The organism is Gemmobacter fulvus (assembly GCF_018798885.1).
Classification (GTDB): domain Bacteria; phylum Pseudomonadota; class Alphaproteobacteria; order Rhodobacterales; family Rhodobacteraceae; genus Gemmobacter; species Gemmobacter fulvus.
This window is the reverse complement of sequence record NZ_CP076361.1, coordinates 1,252,710-1,270,052: the sequence shown is the minus strand read 5'-3', so window position 1 is coordinate 1,270,052 and position 17,343 is coordinate 1,252,710. Positions and strand designations below refer to the sequence as shown.

General features: G+C 66.1%; 15 protein-coding genes. 5 read left to right on the top strand and 10 right to left on the bottom strand.

The features are described 5' to 3' along the window. Positions 1 to 20 precede the first annotated feature (20 nt). Entirely contained in the window at positions 21 to 995 is a 975-nt protein-coding gene (gene ubiA / locus KM031_RS06235; RefSeq protein ID WP_246566795.1) for a 4-hydroxybenzoate octaprenyltransferase, read from the bottom strand. A gap of 15 nt (positions 996 to 1,010) precedes the next feature. On the opposite strand from ubiA, the gene KM031_RS06230 reads away from it, so the two are divergent. The 3 genes from KM031_RS06230 to KM031_RS06220 all read left to right on the top strand — a co-directional run bounded on the left by KM031_RS06230 (position 1,011) and on the right by KM031_RS06220 (position 3,692). Then, positions 1,011 to 1,739 (top strand): 16S rRNA (uracil(1498)-N(3))-methyltransferase, encoded by a 729-nt coding sequence (locus KM031_RS06230; protein ID WP_215503665.1) that lies wholly within the window; start codon positions 1,011 to 1,013, stop codon positions 1,737 to 1,739. Then, the gene (locus KM031_RS06225; protein WP_215503664.1) at positions 1,736 to 2,284 is read left to right on the top strand and encodes a hypothetical protein; all 549 of its coding nucleotides are present in this window, start codon (positions 1,736 to 1,738) and stop codon (positions 2,282 to 2,284) included. The genes KM031_RS06230 and KM031_RS06225 overlap by 4 nt, the downstream gene beginning before the upstream one ends. Before the next feature lie 61 nt (positions 2,285 to 2,345). Then, entirely contained in the window at positions 2,346 to 3,692 is a 1,347-nt protein-coding gene (locus tag KM031_RS06220) for a glutamate--cysteine ligase (RefSeq protein ID WP_215503663.1), read from the top strand. A 74-nt stretch (positions 3,693 to 3,766) separates the two neighbouring features. Here the strand turns inward: KM031_RS06220 and plsY are convergent, their stop codons facing one another. From plsY to KM031_RS06200, 4 genes are read right to left on the bottom strand one after another with little or no spacing between them, the layout of a single operon-like run. After that, the gene (plsY, locus tag KM031_RS06215; RefSeq protein ID WP_215503662.1) at positions 3,767 to 4,378 is read right to left on the bottom strand and encodes a glycerol-3-phosphate 1-O-acyltransferase PlsY; all 612 of its coding nucleotides are present in this window, start codon (positions 4,376 to 4,378) and stop codon (positions 3,767 to 3,769) included. 3 nt (positions 4,379 to 4,381) lie between these two features. Next, positions 4,382 to 5,656 carry a dihydroorotase gene (pyrC, locus tag KM031_RS06210; RefSeq protein WP_215503661.1) on the bottom strand — a complete coding sequence of 425 codons (1,275 nt, stop codon included), beginning with the start codon at positions 5,654 to 5,656 and terminating at the stop codon, positions 4,382 to 4,384. Then, positions 5,653 to 6,162 (bottom strand): hypothetical protein, encoded by a 510-nt coding sequence (locus tag KM031_RS06205; RefSeq protein ID WP_215503660.1) that lies wholly within the window; start codon positions 6,160 to 6,162, stop codon positions 5,653 to 5,655. The genes pyrC and KM031_RS06205 overlap by 4 nt, the downstream gene beginning before the upstream one ends. Then, positions 6,159 to 7,121, bottom strand: coding sequence for an aspartate carbamoyltransferase catalytic subunit (locus tag KM031_RS06200; RefSeq protein WP_215503659.1), 963 nt, complete (start codon positions 7,119 to 7,121; stop codon positions 6,159 to 6,161). The genes KM031_RS06205 and KM031_RS06200 overlap by 4 nt, the downstream gene beginning before the upstream one ends. A 140-nt stretch (positions 7,122 to 7,261) precedes the next feature. On the opposite strand from KM031_RS06200, the gene KM031_RS06195 reads away from it, so the two are divergent. Then, positions 7,262 to 8,071, top strand: coding sequence for a uracil-DNA glycosylase (locus KM031_RS06195; RefSeq protein WP_215503658.1), 810 nt, complete (start codon positions 7,262 to 7,264; stop codon positions 8,069 to 8,071). Positions 8,072 to 8,204: 133 nt separating this feature from the next. On the opposite strand, the gene KM031_RS06190 is transcribed toward KM031_RS06195, so the two are convergent. Next, on the bottom strand, positions 8,205 to 9,134 hold the full coding sequence (locus KM031_RS06190; RefSeq protein ID WP_215503657.1) for a DMT family transporter: 930 nt from the start codon (positions 9,132 to 9,134) through the stop codon (positions 8,205 to 8,207). A gap of 117 nt (positions 9,135 to 9,251) precedes the next feature. Here KM031_RS06190 and ade point away from each other — a divergent pair, with 117 nt between their 5' ends. Then, positions 9,252 to 10,952 carry an adenine deaminase gene (gene ade / locus KM031_RS06185; RefSeq protein WP_215503656.1) on the top strand — a complete coding sequence of 567 codons (1,701 nt, stop codon included), beginning with the start codon at positions 9,252 to 9,254 and terminating at the stop codon, positions 10,950 to 10,952. A 40-nt stretch (positions 10,953 to 10,992) separates the two neighbouring features. Here ade and KM031_RS06180 read toward each other — a convergent pair whose 3' ends face one another. From KM031_RS06180 to KM031_RS06165, 4 genes are read right to left on the bottom strand one after another with little or no spacing between them, the layout of a single operon-like run. Continuing rightward, on the bottom strand, positions 10,993 to 13,431 hold the full coding sequence (locus KM031_RS06180; RefSeq protein ID WP_215503655.1) for a GcvT family protein: 2,439 nt from the start codon (positions 13,429 to 13,431) through the stop codon (positions 10,993 to 10,995). Positions 13,432 to 13,438: 7 nt separating this feature from the next. Continuing rightward, a complete protein-coding gene (locus KM031_RS06175; RefSeq protein WP_215503654.1) occupies positions 13,439 to 14,320 on the bottom strand; it encodes a choline/ethanolamine kinase family protein in 882 nt (293 codons plus the stop codon). Next, positions 14,317 to 16,278: an ABC transporter permease gene (locus KM031_RS06170; protein WP_215503653.1), complete on the bottom strand. Its 1,962-nt coding sequence runs from the start codon at positions 16,276 to 16,278 to the stop codon at positions 14,317 to 14,319. The genes KM031_RS06175 and KM031_RS06170 overlap by 4 nt, the downstream gene beginning before the upstream one ends. Beyond that, entirely contained in the window at positions 16,275 to 17,303 is a 1,029-nt protein-coding gene (locus tag KM031_RS06165) for a quaternary amine ABC transporter ATP-binding protein (RefSeq protein ID WP_215503652.1), read from the bottom strand. Before KM031_RS06165 ends, KM031_RS06170 begins: the two co-directional genes overlap by 4 nt. Positions 17,304 to 17,343 lie beyond the last annotated feature (40 nt).

Here is a 17,343-nt window from a genome sequence, read left to right as displayed (position 1 = left end):
CGCGCGCGGCCCCGGATCAATCAAACCATTGCCGCACCGGCAAGAAACAGCGCAAGGATCAGCCCGGCATCGCGGTTCGACCGGAACAGCATCAGACAACGCGCGGTGTCCTTGGTATCCAGCCGCCCCAGTTGCCAGGCCAGATGCCAGCCAAAGGCCCAGACGCCGCACAGCGCCACCACAAGCGGCAGTGGCCCGGCCTGTGGCAGCAGGGCGAGCAGCACGGCAAGCGCCGCCAGCAGCACCGCCACCGCCAGAAACAGCCGCAGCGCCGGCACCGTGCCCGCATCGCCGAACAGGCGCGCGGTGGATTTCACGCCAATCAGCGCATCATCCTCCTTGTCCTGATGGGCATAGATCGTGTCGTAGAACAGCGTCCAGGCGATTCCGGCCAGCCACAGCACCACCGGGGCCAGCGACAGGCTGCCCGCATGGGCGGCCCAGGCCACCAGCGCGCCCCAGTTGAAGGCCAGCCCCAGAAACACCTGCGGCCACCAGGTGAAGCGCTTGGCAAAGGGATAGATCGCCACCAGCACCAGCGAGGCCACCCCCAGCGCAATCGCCGTGCTGTTGTAGCTGAACAGGATCGCCGCCCCGGCCAGCGATTGCACCGCCATCCAGATCACCGCGCCGCGCACCGACACCTGCCCCGAGGGAATCGGGCGCGACCGGGTGCGCGCCACCTGCGCGTCAAAGTCGCGGTCGGTGATGTCATTCCAGGTGCAGCCCGCGCCGCGCATCAGGCCCGCGCCCAGGGTGCACCCCAGCGCGATCCACAGATCCCACAGCCGGAACCCGCCCGGATCGGCCGCCGCCGCCAGCGCCACGCCCCAGAAACAGGGAATCAGCAGCAACCAGGTGCCGATCGGCCGATCCGCGCGGCTCAGCCGCAGATAGGGGCGCGTCAGCGGGGGGGCAAAACGGTCCACCCAATTGCCGTGCGGGGCATCGGCGACCGTTTGGTCGGCCTCTGGCGTTTCGGCGCGCTCGGGCATAGGCTCTGCCTCATCATGACGGATGCAAAAATCAGGCTCTATGTAGACCAGCCCCTCGGGCCGGGGCAATCGGTTCCGCTGACGGCGGATCAGGCACATTATCTGTTCGCGGTGATGCGGCTGGGCAAGGGTGCGGCCGTCGCGCTGTTCAACGGGCGCGATGGCGAATGGCGGGCCGAGGTGATCGAGGCGGGCAAGCGCGGCGGGATCCTGCTCTGCACGGCGCAGATGCGCCCCTTGCAGCTGCCGCCCGACCTGTGGCTGCTGTTTGCGCCGATCAAGAAGGCGCGCACCGATTTCATCGTGGAAAAGGCGACCGAGATGGGGGCCGCGCGGATACAGCCGGTTCAGACCCAGCACACCAATTCCGAACGCATCCGGCAGGACCGGCTGCAAGCCCATGCGGTCGAGGCGGCAGAGCAATGCGGCAGCACCTTCGTGCCCGAGGTGGCCGAGCTGGTCCCGCTCGACCGGCTGCTGGCCGCCTGGCCCGCCGAGCGGCGCATATTGTGGTGCAATGAATCGCTGCTGGGCGCGCGCGCGGCGCTGCTAAGCGAGGGCACACGCGGCCCCTGGGCGATTCTCGTCGGGCCCGAGGGCGGATTTTCCGAACGCGAAAAGACCAGACTGGCGCAGATGCCACAGGTCACGCCGGTCAGCCTTGGCCCGCGCATCCTGCGGGCGGATACCGCCGCGGTGGCGGCGCTGACGCTATGGCAGGCCGTGCTGGGGGATTGGGCATGATCCGACCCGAGGCGCTGGCCGCGCTGGCGCGCTGGCGCGAGGCGATGGTGGCAGCGGCGGTGGCGCTTGTCGGCCTGTGGCTGATGGCATTGGGCGGCTGGCTGCTGATCCCGCTGGGCGCGGGGCTTCTGGCGCTGGCGGCGGCGCTGGCGGTGATCGCGCTGCGCCGCTTGCGCTTTGTGCAACGGGCCGCCGCACCGGGGCTGGTGGATCTGGACGAGGGCCAGATCAGCTATTTCGGCCCGGTCTCCGGCGGATTCGTGTCGCTGCGCGAATTGGTGGAGCTGCGCCTGTTGGCGCGGGGCGGGCAGCGCTTCTGGCGGTTGAAACAGGCAGACGGGCAGGCGCTGCTGGTGCCGGTGGATGCGGCGGGGGCGAATGGCCTGTTCGATGCCTTTGCCGCCCTGCCGGGCATGGATATGCAGGGCCTGCTGCAGGCGCTGGACCCGCCCGTCACCCCCGGTGCGGCGGGTCTGCCCGCTGTGCCACAAGACACGCTTGGCCCGGTGATCTGGCGTCGGGCTGTTCAGCCAGCCTTGACTTGAGCCGCGCGGAGCGCCACCAGTTATCGCCCGAAACCGAAGCGCAGAAGACGGAGCCATCCCCATGTCCATTCCCCAGTCCGGCGGCGGCCCGATCGAGCGGTTCGAACAACTTGCCGAATACATGGAGTCGGGCTGCAAGCCGAAATCCGATTGGCGGATCGGCACCGAACACGAGAAATTCGGCTTTCTGACCGACAGCCGCGCGCCGCTGCCCTATGAGGGCAACCGCTCGATCAAGGCGCTGCTGGAAGGCCTGCGCGACAGGTTCAACTGGGAACCCGTGCTGGAGCAGGACAAGATCATCGGCCTGACCCGCAATGGTGCCAATGTCTCGCTGGAGCCGGGCGGGCAGTTTGAGCTGTCGGGCGCGCCGGTGTCCAGCGTCCATGAGACCGCCGCCGAGCTGCAAAACCACTTTGATGAAGTGCGCGCCGTCACCGAAGGCTGGGGCGTGGGCTTTCTGGGCCTTGGTGCCGCGCCGGATTGGCAGCACGCGGAAATGCCGGTGATGCCCAAGGGGCGCTATCGGTTGATGACGGATTATATGGGGCGTGTGGGCACGCATGGCACCCAGATGATGTATCGCACCTCGACGGTGCAGGTGAATCTCGATTACGCCTCCGAGGCGGATATGGTCAAGAAGCTGCGCGTCTCGCTGGCGTTGCAGCCGGTGGCGACGGCGCTTTTTGCCTCCAGCCCGTTCTTCGAGGGCAAGCTGAATGGCCACCGCAGCTGGCGGTCGCGCATCTGGCGCGGGCTCGACAATTCGCGCACCGGGATGCTGCCCTTCGTTTTTGACAGCGGCATGGGCTTTCAGCGCTATGTCGACTGGGTGCTGGATGTGCCGATGTATTTCGTCTACCGCGACGGGCGCTATATCAATGCGCTGGGGCAAAGCTTCCGGGCCTTCCTGAAGGGCGAACTGCCTGCGCTGCCCGGCGAAAAGCCCACGCTGTCGGATTGGGCCGATCACATGACCACGGTGTTCCCTGAGGCGCGGGTGAAGAAATACATCGAGATGCGCGGCGCGGATTGCGGTGATCAGGCGCATATCGTGGCGCTGCCAGCCTTCTGGGTCGGGCTGATGTATGACGATGCCGCACTGGATGCCGCCTGGGATCTGGTCAAGGGATTTGATGCCGAAACCCGTGAAGGGCTGCGGGTGGCGGCCTCTGTCTCGGCGCTGGCGGGCGAGGCAGGCGGCGTGAAGCTGATGGATCTGGCACGGGCGGCGGTGGGTCTGTCGCATGCCGGGCTGGCCGCGCGGGGGCAGGGCGAAGAGCGCCTGCTGGCCCCGCTGGTGACCAATCTGGAGACGGAGCAGACACAGGCTGACCGCTTTGTTGCCGCCTATCACGGTGCGTGGAAGGGCAGCCTTGCGCCGCTCTATAGCGCCGCGCGGCTGTAACCGCCGCGATTGCCGAACAGTTTCTGGCGCGGCCCCGCGCCAGAATGTCCTTGCGAAGGGGCGTTAGCGCGTCGTCAGGCCTGTTTCTTGCCGATCTTCGGCTCGGTCCCGGCTTTCAGGCGGGCGATATTGGCGGCGTGGCGGTAAAACACCAGCAGCGTCAGCACCATGCCCAGCAGCAGCATCCGCCCTTCGCCAAAGCCGATCATCCAGAAGGTCGACGAGGCCGCCGCAATCAGCGCCGCGAGCGACGAGATGCGGAAGATCAGCGCGGCCACCAGCCAGCTGGCACAGACCGCCAGCCCGACAGGCCAGGACAGGGCCAGCAGCGTGCCCAGAAAGGTGGCCACGCCCTTGCCGCCCTTGAAGTTCAGGAACAGCGGAAACAGATGGCCCAGAAAGGCCGCCAGCGCCGCAACCTGCGCGGCATCCGGCCCGGCCACGGCCCGCGCGATCAGCACCGCCACCCCGCCCTTGGCGGCATCAAGGATCAGCGTCGCAAACGCCGCCCCCTTGTTGCCGGTGCGCAGCACATTCGTGGCCCCGATATTGCCCGAGCCGATCTGGCGCAGATCGCCAAGGCCAAGCGCGCGGGTGATCACCAGCCCGAACGGCACCGAGCCCAGCAGATAAGACAGAAAGGCCACGACGGCCAAGGTCATGGGATCACTGGTGAAGTGAGGCATCCATCATTCTCCTGCCGCGAAAACGCGCTTGCCGCCGACATAGGTTGCCAGAACCTTACCCTCCATGCGCTGTCCGTCAAAGGGGGTGTTCTTGGATTTGGACTGAAGCTTGAAACGGTCCAGCAGGAAGGGCGCATCCGGGTCGAACAGCACCAGATCGGCAGGCGCCCCCACCGCCAGCCGCCCCTGCGGCAGGCCGAGCCGTCGCGCCGGGTTCAGCGCCATGGCACGCCACAGTTGCGGCAGGGTCAGGCTGCCCGCATGATAGAGCCGCATCGCGGCGGGCAGAAAGGTTTCCAGCGCCACCGCACCCGAGGCCGCTTCTTCAAACGGCAGGCGTTTGCTTTCTTCATCGGCCGGGGTGTGCATCGAACAGATCACGTCGATCAGCCCGTCGGCCACCGCCGCCACCACCGCCAGCCGGTCCTCTTCGGGGCGCAGCGGCGGCGTCAGCTTGAAGAAGGTGCGGTAATCGCCCACGTCGATGTCGTTCAGCGTCAGGTGATGGATCGACACACCGGCGCTGACGTTCAACCCGTTGCGCTTGGCGCGCTCCAGCGCGGGCAGGCTGCGGGCGCAGGTGATCTGATCGGCGTGATAGGCAACGCCGGTCATTTCCACCAGCGCCATGTCGCGGTCAAATCCCATGCGTTCGGCCATCGGATGCACGCCGGGCAGCCCGCGCAGCGAGGCGAACTTGCCCGATGTAACCGCCGCCCCCTTGGACAGCGCGGGTTCCTGCGGATGGCAGATCACCAGCGCGCCAAGGCTGCGGGCATAGGTGAAGGCGCGTGACAACGCCTTGGTGTCGGTGCTGACCGCATCGGCATCGGTGAATGCAATCGCCCCGGCATCGAGCAGAAAGCCGATCTCGGTCATCTCGTGCCCCTGCCGCCCCTTGGTCAGCGCGGCCATATGGCGGATGCGCACCGGGCTGGCTTCGGCGGCGCGGCGTGTCACGAATTCCAGCACTTCGGGCGTGTCGATGGCGGGGGTGGTGTCGGGGCGGGCGATCAGCGTCGTCACGCCGCCCGCCGCCGCCGCCAGACCTGCGGATTTGAAGCTTTCGCGGTGCCGCTCGCCCGGCTCGCCGATCTTCACACCGATGTCGACGATGCCGGGGGCCAGACATTTGCCACCACAATCGACCGAAACCGTGCCTTCGGGCAGGGGGCCATCCAGCGCCGTGATCACGCCATCCGCGATGGTCAGGCTGCCAAGGTCATCGCTGCCGGTTTCCGGGTTGATCAGTCGGGCATTGGTGAAGTGCAGCATCATGCGGCCCCTTTCTGGACAGTGCGGATCAGGTCCAGCACATGCCGGGCCTCGCTGATCCGTTCGAATTGCAGCGTGGCCGGGCGGGCACCCTCGCGCCCGGTGAGGATCTGGCGCAGCGTGATCGTCGCCGGATCCTGACTGTCGGTATCAACAATCGTCGCGGGGGTGACGATCAGCGCCTGCTGCCGCATCCCGATCACCGGCCAGTGCAGCGCCACCACGGCGCGGCGGTTGGTCAGCGTATACCGGGCAAAGCGGGCGCGCAGGCGCGGCAGATAGGGCCGGATCACCGCGAAACGCAGGCCCAGACCAAAGAAGATCAGCCCGGCCATCCACAGGATATTGCCGCTTTCCATCGCCTTCTGCATCCAGAACACCGAAAACAGCAGGAAGGCAAAGCCGAACAGGATTTCAGCCGGGCGCGCAACATCCAGCGGCGCGCGACCTTCGGGGCGGCCCTGCCACAGGATCAGCTCGCCCTGCGCCGGATCGGGTCGGGGCGTCACACCATGGCCCCCACGGCCTTCGCGCCGCGCTCGCGGCGCAGGTTGCGGGCCAGCAGGTCCATGCAGGCCATGCGCACGGCCACACCCATTTCCACTTGTTCCTGAATCACCGACCGGTTGATGTCATCGGCAATCTCGCCGTCAATCTCGACCCCGCGGTTCATCGGGCCGGGGTGCATCACGATGGCTTCGGGATTGGCATGGGCCAGCTTTTCGGCATCAAGGCCATAGCGGTGGTAATATTCGCGTTCCGACGGAATGAACCCGCCATCCATCCGCTCTTTCTGAAGCCGCAGCATCATCACCACATCCGCGCCGCGCAGGCCTTCGCGCATGTCGTCGAACACCTCGCAGCCGAATTCGTTCACGCCCGAGGGCATAAGGGTGGGCGGCGCGATCAGGCGGATGCGGTTTTCCATCTTGCCCAGCAAGATCAGGTTCGACCGCGCCACCCGGCTATGCGCGATGTCGCCGCAGATTGCCACGGTCAGGCGCTGGATCCGGCCCTTGGCGCGGCGGATGGTCAGCGCATCCAGCAGCGCCTGGGTCGGGTGCTCATGCCGCCCGTCGCCGGCGTTCAGCACGGCGCAATTCACCTTGCTGGCCAAGAGGTTGACCGCACCGGAGCTGGGATGCCGCACCACCAGCAGATCGGGGTGCATCGCGTTCAGCGTCATCGCGGTGTCGATCAGCGTTTCGCCTTTCTTCACCGAGGATTGTGCGACCGACATGTTCATCACATCCGCCCCCAGCCGTTTGCCGGCAAGTTCAAAACTCGCCTGTGTGCGGGTGGAGTTTTCGAAGAACATGTTGATCTGGGTCATGCCTGCCAGTGCGTCAGAGCTTTTGACGGTGCGGCGGTTCAGATCGACATATCGGTCGGCGAGATCGAGCACCGAGCGGATTTCATCGGGGGCCAGATGTTCGATCCCGAGAAGGTGGCGGGCGCGGAAACTCATGGGGCTCTCCCTGCGGGGTGATGGGGCGTGATCGGGCAGGCGGATCGGGTGGCGGCGGTTCGCGCGGTTATAGGCAGAGCCGGGCGAGGCGACAAGCCATCTGGTTGCGGCACACCGGCCAAGCGCCTAGGCTGTGCTGCATGGGAATCGAAACCGACATTCTGGGCGATTGGCACGCGGCATATGCGGCGCTGGTCTGGCAACAGGAATTGGGCGGCTTTGATCCCGTGGGGGATGCGCCGCTCAACCGCTATGAGCTGGCAGAGCCGGTGCGCGAACCTGCGGCCCCTGCCGCCGCGCCGCGCCGCAGTGCTGCACCTGCGCCAGAGCCGGTGGCCGCGCCGCGCGTCGATGCGGTGGCCGAGGCGCGCCGCGCCGCCGCTGCCGCCACCACGCTGGAAGAATTGCGTGCGGCGATCAGCGCCTATGGCCATTGCGAGCTGAAGCGCGGGGCCAAGAGCACGGTGTTTTGTGACGGGCTGCCACAGGCGCGGGTCATGGTGATCGGCGAGGCGCCGGGCCGCGACGAGGATATCGAAGGGCGGCCCTTCGTGGGCCGGGCCGGGCAATTGCTGGACCGGATGTTTGCGGCCATCGGGCTGCGGCGCGACAGTGCCGATGCGGCAACCGGGCTTTACATCACCAATGTGATGCCCTGGCGTCCGCCCTCCAACCGCGAGCCGACGGCGGAGGAAATGGCGATGATGGGGCCGTTTCTGGCCCGACATGCCGCGCTGATCGACCCGGAGGTGATCGTGGTCATGGGCAATACGCCCGCGCAGGCGGTGCTGGGCAGCCGGGGCATCACCCGGCTGCGCGGCAGCTGGGCGCAGGCCTGGGGCAAGCCGGTGCTGCCGATGCTGCACCCGGCCTATCTGCTGCGCAACCCGGCGGCGAAGCGTGAGGCCTGGGCCGATCTGCTGGCCTTGCAGGCGCGGCTGAGGGGGTAACGGAGACCGGCGGGGCGGGTGCAGCGGGCATCGAGCCCCCTGCAGCCGCAGGGTCGGCTGGTGCGCCCTTGCCGCAGGGCGGAGGCACGGCAGCCGGTGTTGAGTATTTTTGCAAAATGCAAGTTAGCTGGGGTTACGGCGTCATCGCCTTGCGTTGGCGGGCGCGTTCCAGGCCCAAGCGGCGTTCGCGCCAGATGATCAGGATGCCTGCGGTGATGATGAGTGCCGCCCCGGCCAGCATGGTGAGAGTGGGCACTTCATCAAAGAAGAAATAACCAAAGGCGAGCGCGAACAGCATCGAGGCGTAATCGAATGGTGCGATGACCGAGGCATCCGCCTCGCGGTAGCTGGAGGTCAGCAGGATCTGGCCGATCCCGCCGAGCAGCCCGGCGAAAATCAGCACGGCGGCCTCGGTGGCAGAGGGGATGACCCAGCCGAAGGGCAGGGTCACGAAGGACAGCAGGGTGGCGGTCAGCGAGAACCAGAACACGATGGCGGGGGTTTTTTCGGTTGTGACCAGCTTGCGCACGAAGACCTGCGCCAGTGCGGCAAAAACCGCGCCGCCCAGCACAAGCATGGCCCCCAGCGCCTCGGCATGGCCCAGAGCCTCGCCCTGCACGATGGTCAGGCGTGGCCAGAGCACGATCATCACCCCGGCCATGCCGAGCGCCACGGCGGAAATGCGGAAGATGCGGACCTCTTCGCCCAGAAACATCGCGGCGAAGATGACGGTCAGCAGCGGCGCGGCATATCCGATGGCGGTCACTTCCGGCAGGGGCAGATAGGCCAGCCCGGCAAAGCCCAGCCCCATCGCGCAGGTGCCGACCACGCCGCGCCAGACATGGCCCATCGGGTTCACCGTGCGCAGGCCGGTTGCCAGTTCGGCGCGCAGGATCAGCCAGACCACGATCACCGGCATGGCAAAGAGCGAGCGGAAGAACACCGCCTCGCCCGCCGGCACATGTTGCGATGTGGATTTGATCAGGGCTGACATGGCGATGAACACCACGACCGACATCACCTTGAGGGCGATGCCACGGAGGGGGCCACGAAGGGCGGGCATGGGCAGGCTCCGGTTGTTCGCCCTAGGGGTGGCATCCTGACCGCCCGGGTGCAAGGGTGAAACGGCGCTTGCGGCGGTGCGGCGCTTGGGCTTGACTGGCGGAAAAGGAGTTTCCCCATGGCGCAGCCGCAGCTTTCCGATCTGATCGACCAAGGGCGCGGTCTGACCCCCGCCGATCTGGTCTTGCGCGGCGGGCAGGTGTTCGACCTGATTTCGGGCGCGCTGATCGCCGGGGATGTGGCGATCTGTGGCGGGGTGATCGTCGGGGTGTTCGATCACTATGAGGGGCGCGAGGTGGTGGATGTGACCGGGAAAATCCTTGTTCCCGGTTTCATCGACACGCATCTGCACATCGAAAGCAGTCTGGTGACGCCCTATGAGTTCGACCGCTGTGTATCGCCGCATGGGGTGACGACGGCGATCTGTGATCCGCATGAGATCGCCAATGTCTGCGGGCTGGAGGGGATCGGTTATTTTCTGGAAGCCTCGGCGCGGACGGTGATGGATATCCGGGTCCAGCTGAGTTCTTGCGTGCCCTCGACCCATATGGAAACCACCGGCGCGCGGCTTGAGGCGGGCGATATTGCGCCGCTGATGGATCATCCGCGGGTGATCGGTCTGGCGGAGTTCATGAATTATCCGGGCGTACTGATGAAAGACCCCGGCTGCATGGCCAAGCTGGAGGCGTTTCGTGGGCGGCATATCGACGGCCATGCGCCGCTGCTGCGCGGGCGTGATCTGAACGGCTATATTGCGGCGGGGATCCGCACCGAACATGAGGCGACAACCGCCGATGAGGCGCTGGAAAAGCTGCGCAAGGGGATGCGGGTGCTGATCCGCGAGGGCTCTGTCTCCAAGGATTTGCACGCCTTGGCGCCGCTGCTGACCGAGCGCCATTCGCCCTATCTGTGCCTGTGCACCGATGACCGCAACCCGCTGGACATCGCGGAACATGGCCATCTGGATTACATGATCCGCACGGCGATTGCGCTGGGCTGCCCGCCGCTGGCGGTGTATCGCGCCGCGTCGCTGTCGGCGGCGGAGGCGTTCGGGCTGAAGGACCGGGGGCTGATCGCGCCGGGCAAACGCGCCGATATCGTGGTGCTGCCGGATCTGGCAGAGTGCCGCCCCGAGATGGTGTTTACCGGCGGTGTGCGGGTGGGCGAGGCGGCCTTTGCCGCGCGCGAGATCGTGCCCCCCGTCGCGCGCCATTCGGTGAAAGCGGCGCGCGTTGCGACGCAGGATTTCCGCACCGGCGGCAACCGGGTGGAGACGCCGGTGATCGGGATCCTGCCGGGCAAGATCATCACCGAACATCTGACCTATGACATTGCGCCCGAAGGCGGCGACAAGCGGCCTGACATTGCCCGGGATCTGGTCAAGATCGCGGTGATCGAACGGCATGGCGTCAATGGCAACAAGGCCACGGGGTTCGTGAAAGGCTTTGGCTTGCAGCGCGGCGCGATTGCCTCGACCGTCTGCCATGACCATCACAATATCGCCGTGGTGGGTGCGGACTATGCCGATATGGCGCTGGCAGCGAACCGTCTGGGCGAGATCGAGGGCGGGTTCGTGGTGGTGGAGGGCGGCAAGGTTCTGGCCGAACTGGCGCTGCCGGTGGCTGGTCTGATGAGCCTTGAGCCGTTCGAGGTGGTGCGCGATGATCTGATCGCGCTGCGGGCGGCGGCAAAATCCTTGGGCGTGGTGCTGGAGGAACCCTTCCTGCAACTGGCGTTTCTGGCGCTGCCGGTGATCCCGCATCTGAAGATCACCGATCACGGCATGGTGGATGTGGATCGGTTCGAGGTAATGCCCTGACGCTCAGATCAGCAGGGCATCTCCGGCGGCGCAACGGGGGTCAGCCCTTCACCCTTGCCATGTGCGGATCGTAAAGCGGCGACAGGCTGACGGTGCAGGGCAGGCGCTCGCCCGCCACCTCCAGCTCATACTGGCCGGACAGCACATGGTCCGGCGTCACCCCCGCCGCATTGCGCACATAGCCCATGCCGATGGACAGGCCGAGCGTGTGGCCATAGCCGCCCGAGGACAGCCAGCCGACCCGCGCGCCGTCACGGTAGATGGTTTCGCGGCCATAAAGGATCACCTCGGGTGCGGCGGTGAAGCTGGCGAGCAGCTTTTTCACGCCGTCCGTGCGTTGGGCCGCGACCGCCGCGCGCCCGCGGAACGGGATGCCGGATTTGAACTTGACCGCCCAGCCCAGCCCCGCCTCATCGGGTGTGTGATCGGGGCCGATGTCGGCCCCCCAGGCGCGATAGCCCTTTTCCAGCCGCATCGACTCGATCGCGCGATAGCCCGCGTTGACCAGCCCATGCGCCGCCCCGGCGCTGTGCAGGGCGGCATAGACGGCATGGGCATATTCGGTGGGAATATGCAGCTCCCACCCCAGTTCACCGACATAGGTGACACGCAGGGCGCGGACCGGCGCGCCCGCGATGCCGATGGTCCGGGCCGTGGCAAAGGGAAAGGCGGTATTGGACAGATCGGCGCGGGTCACCGTTTGCAGGATGCGGCGCGCCTCTGGCCCCATCAGGCTGAGAACGGCATAGCCCGAGGTCACATCCACCAGCTGTGCATTCATCCCGGCAGGGATATTGCGCGCGATCCAGTCGAAATCATGGGTGGCAAAGCCGGTGCCGGTGGTGATGTAATATTCGTCTTCTGCGATGCGGGTGACCGTCAGATCACATTCGATACCGGCCTTGTCGTTCAGCATCTGGGTATAGATCAGGCTGCCTGCCGGGCGATCCACATTGGCAGCGGCAATCCATTGCAGGGCGGCGCAGGCATCGGGGCCTTTCAGGGTGAATTTGGCGAAAGAGCTCTGGTCGATCAGCATGGCGGCCCTGCGCCCCGCCTGATGTTCGCGGGCCACGGCGCTGTGCCAGTTCGGGCGCTGATAGGTATAGACATCCTGCGCCAGTTCGCCCGGGGCTGCGAACCAGTTCGGCCGCTCCCACCCCAGCTTTTCCCCGAACACCGCCCCTGCCGCCAGCAGCGTGTCATAGAGCGGCGAGCGGCGGCTGGGCCGGGCCGAGTGATGCTCTTCGCCCGGCCAGGCCATGGTGTAATGTTTGCCATAAGCCTCGTAAGTGCGGGCGCGGATCCAGTCGGTATCGAAATGTGGGCGGCCAAAGCGGCGAATGTCGGCGGGCCAAAGGTCGAACGGCGCTTCGCCCTTTGCCACCCATTCGGCCAGCGCCATGCCCGCGCCGCCACCCGAGGCGATGCCAAAGGCATTGAAGCCCGCCCCGACGAAGAAATTGCGCAGCTCCGGTGCCTCTCCCAGAATGAACATGCCATCCGGGGTAAAGCTTTCAGGGCCGTTGATCATCTGCTTGATCCCGGCAGTTTCCAGTGCGGGCACCCGGCCCAGCGCCAGCTCCATCAGCGGTTCAAAATGGTCAAGGCGGTTTTCCAGCAGGGTATAGTGAAAGCCCTGCGGGATGGTGCCATCGCGCCAGAGGATCGGGTTCGGCTCATACCCGCCCATCACAAGGCCGCCGACCTCTTCCTTGTAATAGGTCAGCCGGTCGGGGTCGCGCAGGGTGGGCAGGTTGGCGGGCAGACCCTCGATGCGTTCGGTGATCAGATATTGATGTTCCACCGGCACCAAGGGCACATTGACACCGACGGTGGCGGCAAAATTGCGGGTCCATTGCCCGGCGCAGCAGACCAGCTTTTCACAGCCGATACGGCCCTGTTCGGTGACAACGCCGGTGATGATGCCCCGGTCGATCTCGACCGAGAGCACCTTGCAATCCTCGATGATGCGCGCCCCGGCCATGCGCGCGCCCTTGGCAAGGCTGAGCGTGATGTCCGAGGGGTTGGCCTGCCCGTCGGTGGGCAGGAGCGCCGCGCCGACCAGATCGTCGATGGCCATGATCGGCCAGAGATCAAACGCCTCCTGCGGGGTCAGAAGGTGCATGTCCAGCCCGAAGCTATGCGCCGTGGTGGCCTGACGTTTCACCTCGGTCCAGCGTTCGGCGTTGCAGGCAAGGCGCAGGCCACCGTTCATCTTCCAGCCGGTTGCCTGCCCGGTCTCGGCCTCCAGCCGTTTGTAGAGATCGACCGAATAGCCCAGAAGCTGCGTGATATTGGCCGAGGTGCGCAATTGCCCCACCAACCCTGCGGCGTGAAAGGTGGTGCCCGAGGTCAGCTTCTTGCGTTCCAGCAGCGTGACCTCCAGCCCCATCTTGGCCAGATGATAGGCGGTGGAACAGCCGATGATGCCGCCGCCGATGATGATGATCTTGGATGTGCCGGGCAGGTCGGTCATGGGGTCCTCACAGGGAAAGCTGTGCAAAAGCCGCGCGATAGGCGGCCAAATTCATGTTGGTATAGGCGGCATAGTCGAAATCCAGCGCCGAGGTCTGTTCAGAGACCATGCTCCAGAAGGTTTCGCGCAGCAGCGAGGCACATTTCATCGCATCATATCGGCGCAGCAGATCGGCGTCGGGCGGCGTGCCGAAATAGCCGGTCAGCAGGGCGATTTCGGCCGCCCGATCCATGCCTGCATTGGAGGCAAGCCCGCCCAGATCGAACAGCGGGCTGGTGAAGCCCGCATATTCCCAATCTATCAGCCAAAGCCGCCCCTCACCGCGCAGGATGTTCGATGGCAACAGGTCGTTATGGCCCAGAACCAAGGGTTGCGGGCCGATCATGCTGGCCAGATGTTCGGCCTGTGCAAGCAGCTCGGGCAGCTTGGCGCAATGCGGCGAGCCGGTTTCGTGCAGGGTGGCGGCGTAATCGTGCAGGATGTGGAACACATGGAAGCTGAGGATCGGGCCACGCAGATGCCGGGGGATCTGCCGATGGGTGCGATGCAGCAGATTCACCAGCGCAGGCAGGGTTTCTGGCGCGCGGATATCGGCCTCGGTCAGCGGTTCGGCGTCGATATACTCCAGCACCAGCGCGCCGGGTTCGGAATGGACCACGCGGGGCGACACGCCTGTGGCATGGGCGGCGCGGCTGACCGCCAGTTCATGCCAGCGCAGGATGCCATGTTCGATAATGTCATGGCCTAGCCGGACCACATAGGCGCGGCCCTGATCTTTCAGCCAGATATTCACATTGGTCTTGCCGCCGCCCAGGGGCCGTGCCGCCTCGGGCGCGGTAAAGCAGGGCAGGGCAAGGGCCCTTTGCAGTGCCTCTATGATCCCGGTCATGCGGCCCCCCGTTTTCTGCGCGCGTCACCCGCCAGCGCCGTCAGCATCCGATCAGCCAGAATGGCGATGAAGGCCACCGCCAGACCCGCCACCACGCCCTGCCCGGTATTGGCCTTGGTCAGCGCGATATAGACCTGCTGCCCAAGGTCGCGGGTGCCGACCAGCGCGGTGATCACCAGCATCGACAGTGCCAGCATAATGGTCTGGTTGAGGCCGAGCAGCAGCGCGGGCAGGGCCAGCGGCAGCTTCACCTTCCACAGCAATTGCCGCGGGGTGCAGCCCGATACGATCCCCGCCTCGACCAGCTGCGGGTCGATCTCGCGCATCCCATGTGCCGCATAGCGCACCGCCGGGGCCAGCGCATACAGCACCACCGCGATCACCGCCGCCACGTCGCCCACCCGGAACAGCATCACCACCGGGATCAGATAGACAAAGCTTGGCAGGGTTTGCAGCGTGTCGATAAAGGCCCCGATCACCCGCCCGGCGCGGGGGGCCGAGGCCGCCCAAAGGCCAAGCGGCACGCCGATGGCCATCGCGATCAGCACCGACACACCACACAGATACAGCGTCACCATCGCCTCGGGCCAGAGGCCGCTGGCGGCGACGAAGCTGGTCATCGCCGCGCCCGTCACACCCAGCCTCCAGCCCGCCAGCCGCCAGGCCATTGCGGTGACGGCGGCGATGCCCCAAGGCCAGGGAATACCGGTGAAGAACTGTTTGACCGGCAGCAAAAGCCCTTTCAGAACAAGGATCTTCACCGCCTCGATACTGTCGTAAAGATGCAGGTTGATCCAGCCGATGGCATTCTCCCACAGCGCCCCCGAAGACAGGATCCAAGGCGCGGGATAGGTTTGCAGCCAAGGCAGGACGCGCCCGGCCAGCGCGGTGACAAGGGTGATGCCCAGCACCAGCCAGATCAGGCGCGCGGCACCATGCTGCCCCGGCACCCGCTGCGCAAAGGCCTGGCTCAGCCGGTCCAGCGCAATCGCCATCACCACGATGGCTACGCCCGCCTCGACCCCGGCGCCGATGTCCAGCCGCCGCAGCGCGGTCAGCACATCATAACCCAACCCACCCGCGCCGATCATCGAGGCGATGATCACCATGTTCAGCGACAGCATGATCACCTGATTGACACCGACCATCAGCGCGGGCCGGGCGCTGGGCAGTTGCACCTTCCACAGCAATTGCCGTCTGGTGCAGCCCGCCATGCGGCCGGCCTCCACCACTTCGGGCGGCACTTCCCGCAGTGCCAGCGTGGTGATGCGCACCATGGGTGGCATGGCATAGATGATCGTCGCCACCAGCGCCGAGACCGGGCCGAACCCGAACAGGAACAGGATCGGCACCAGATAGGCAAAGACCGGCACTGTCTGCATCAGATCCAGCATGGGGCGCAGCAGCCGGTCCACCAGCGGTGTGCGCCAGGCGGCAATGCCCAATGCCGCGCCGCCGATCACCCCCATTGGCACGGCAATCGCCACCGAGGCCAGCGTGATCATCGCGCTGTGCCACTGCCCGAACATCGCCAGATACAGGAAACACCCGGCCACCAGCAGCGCGAGGCGCGCACCACCGGCATGATAGGCCAGTGCGGCAAAGCCTGCGAGGATCGCAAGCCAGCTCAGCGACGGCAGAACCTCGGTCGCCTGTTGGCCCTGACCGCTGTGTAGCCCTTCGATCAACAGCGCGCGCATCGCCTGATAAGGGGCCTCGATGGCGGCAGACACCGCCCGTGTGACCTGCTGAAAGCGGATCGGCCCGAGGGTGGCATCCTCTACCAGCCATTTCAGCGCGGCAGATATCTGTTTGTCGGTCTCCAGTTCCCACGCCTTGGGAAATTTGCCAAGCCAGCCCCAGCCCCAGCCCAGTGCCTTGGCCATCGGCCCCGACCAGAGTGACACCGCCAGAGTCAGGGCCAGCAGCAGCGGCCAGAACAGGCGGGACGGGATCATGCGGCGCTCTCCCGCCCGATCAGCACATCCACAACCTCGCGGGCGCTGATCTGTCCGATGGGTTTGCCATCGGCCAGAACCCGGTGCGGCAGGGCGGAGGCTTCCACACGGTCCGCCACATCGGCCACCCGCAGATCCGCCGCCAGATCGCCCGCAAAGGGGCCTGCCCCCAGCGGCTGCGCCACTGTGGCCAGACGGATCACCTTCGCCCGCGGAATATGCTGCGTGAATTCCGCCACATAGGCGGTGGCGGGATGCAGCACCAGATCCTCGGGCGTGGCGGTCTGCACGATCTCGCCATCCTTCATCACGGCAATGCGGTCGGCCAGACGGATCGCCTCGTCAAAATCATGGGTGATGAACAGGATGGTCTTTTGCAGCCGGGCTTGCAGGCGCAGCAATTCATCCTGCATCTCGCGGCGGATCAGCGGATCCAGCGCCGAGAAGGGTTCATCCAGAAACCACAGATCCGGCTCCACCACCAAGGACCGGGCGATGCCGACGCGCTGTTGCTGCCCGCCCGACAACTGGCGCGGATAATGGCCTTCGCGCCCGGCCAGACCGACCAGCGCCAGCACATCGCGGGCACGGGCCTCGCGGGTGGCGCGGTCCACGCCCTGCACCTCCAGCGGGAAGGCGGCATTTTCCAGCACGGTCAGATGCGGCAGCAGGGCGAAATGCTGAAACACCATGCCCATCTTGCGGCGGCGCAGCTCGATCAGCTCGGCCTCGGACATCGCCAGAAGGTCGCGGCCTTCAAACTGCACGCGGCCCGCAGAGGCGTCGATCAGCCGGGCCAGACAGCGCAACAGGGTGGATTTGCCAGAGCCGGACAGGCCCATGATCACGAAAATCTCGCCCTTGCGCACCGTCAGCGCAGCACCCCGCACCGCCCCGACCAGATGGGCCGCGCGCAGGGTATCGGGTGTCGGGCGGGCGCGGTTGGCAAGAAAGCTTTCGGCACCGGGGCCGTATAGCTTCCACACATCCTCACATTGGAGAATGACAGGTCTGTCCATGATCATATCCGGGCTAAGGGGCAGTCGGGTGGCGGGCCGAGGGGAC

Bases quoted from the DNA above. Each gene is read 5' to 3' on its own strand.
- ubiA (WP_246566795.1), bottom strand. From the start codon at position 995: ATGCCCGAGCGCGCCGAAACGCCAGAGGCCGACCAAACGGTCGCCGAT.
- KM031_RS06230 (WP_215503665.1), top strand. From the start codon at position 1,011: ATGACGGATGCAAAAATCAGGCTCTATGTAGACCAGCCCCTCGGGCCG.
- KM031_RS06225 (WP_215503664.1), top strand. From the start codon at position 1,736: ATGATCCGACCCGAGGCGCTGGCCGCGCTGGCGCGCTGGCGCGAGGCG.
- KM031_RS06220 (WP_215503663.1), top strand. From the start codon at position 2,346: ATGTCCATTCCCCAGTCCGGCGGCGGCCCGATCGAGCGGTTCGAACAA.
- plsY (WP_215503662.1), bottom strand. From the start codon at position 4,378: ATGCCTCACTTCACCAGTGATCCCATGACCTTGGCCGTCGTGGCCTTT.
- pyrC (WP_215503661.1), bottom strand. From the start codon at position 5,656: ATGATGCTGCACTTCACCAATGCCCGACTGATCAACCCGGAAACCGGC.
- KM031_RS06200 (WP_215503659.1), bottom strand. From the start codon at position 7,121: ATGAGTTTCCGCGCCCGCCACCTTCTCGGGATCGAACATCTGGCCCCC.
- KM031_RS06195 (WP_215503658.1), top strand. From the start codon at position 7,262: ATGGGAATCGAAACCGACATTCTGGGCGATTGGCACGCGGCATATGCG.
- KM031_RS06190 (WP_215503657.1), bottom strand. From the start codon at position 9,134: ATGCCCGCCCTTCGTGGCCCCCTCCGTGGCATCGCCCTCAAGGTGATG.
- ade (WP_215503656.1), top strand. From the start codon at position 9,252: ATGGCGCAGCCGCAGCTTTCCGATCTGATCGACCAAGGGCGCGGTCTG.
- KM031_RS06180 (WP_215503655.1), bottom strand. From the start codon at position 13,431: ATGACCGACCTGCCCGGCACATCCAAGATCATCATCATCGGCGGCGGC.
- KM031_RS06175 (WP_215503654.1), bottom strand. From the start codon at position 14,320: ATGACCGGGATCATAGAGGCACTGCAAAGGGCCCTTGCCCTGCCCTGC.
- KM031_RS06170 (WP_215503653.1), bottom strand. From the start codon at position 16,278: ATGATCCCGTCCCGCCTGTTCTGGCCGCTGCTGCTGGCCCTGACTCTG.
- KM031_RS06165 (WP_215503652.1), bottom strand. From the start codon at position 17,303: ATGATCATGGACAGACCTGTCATTCTCCAATGTGAGGATGTGTGGAAG.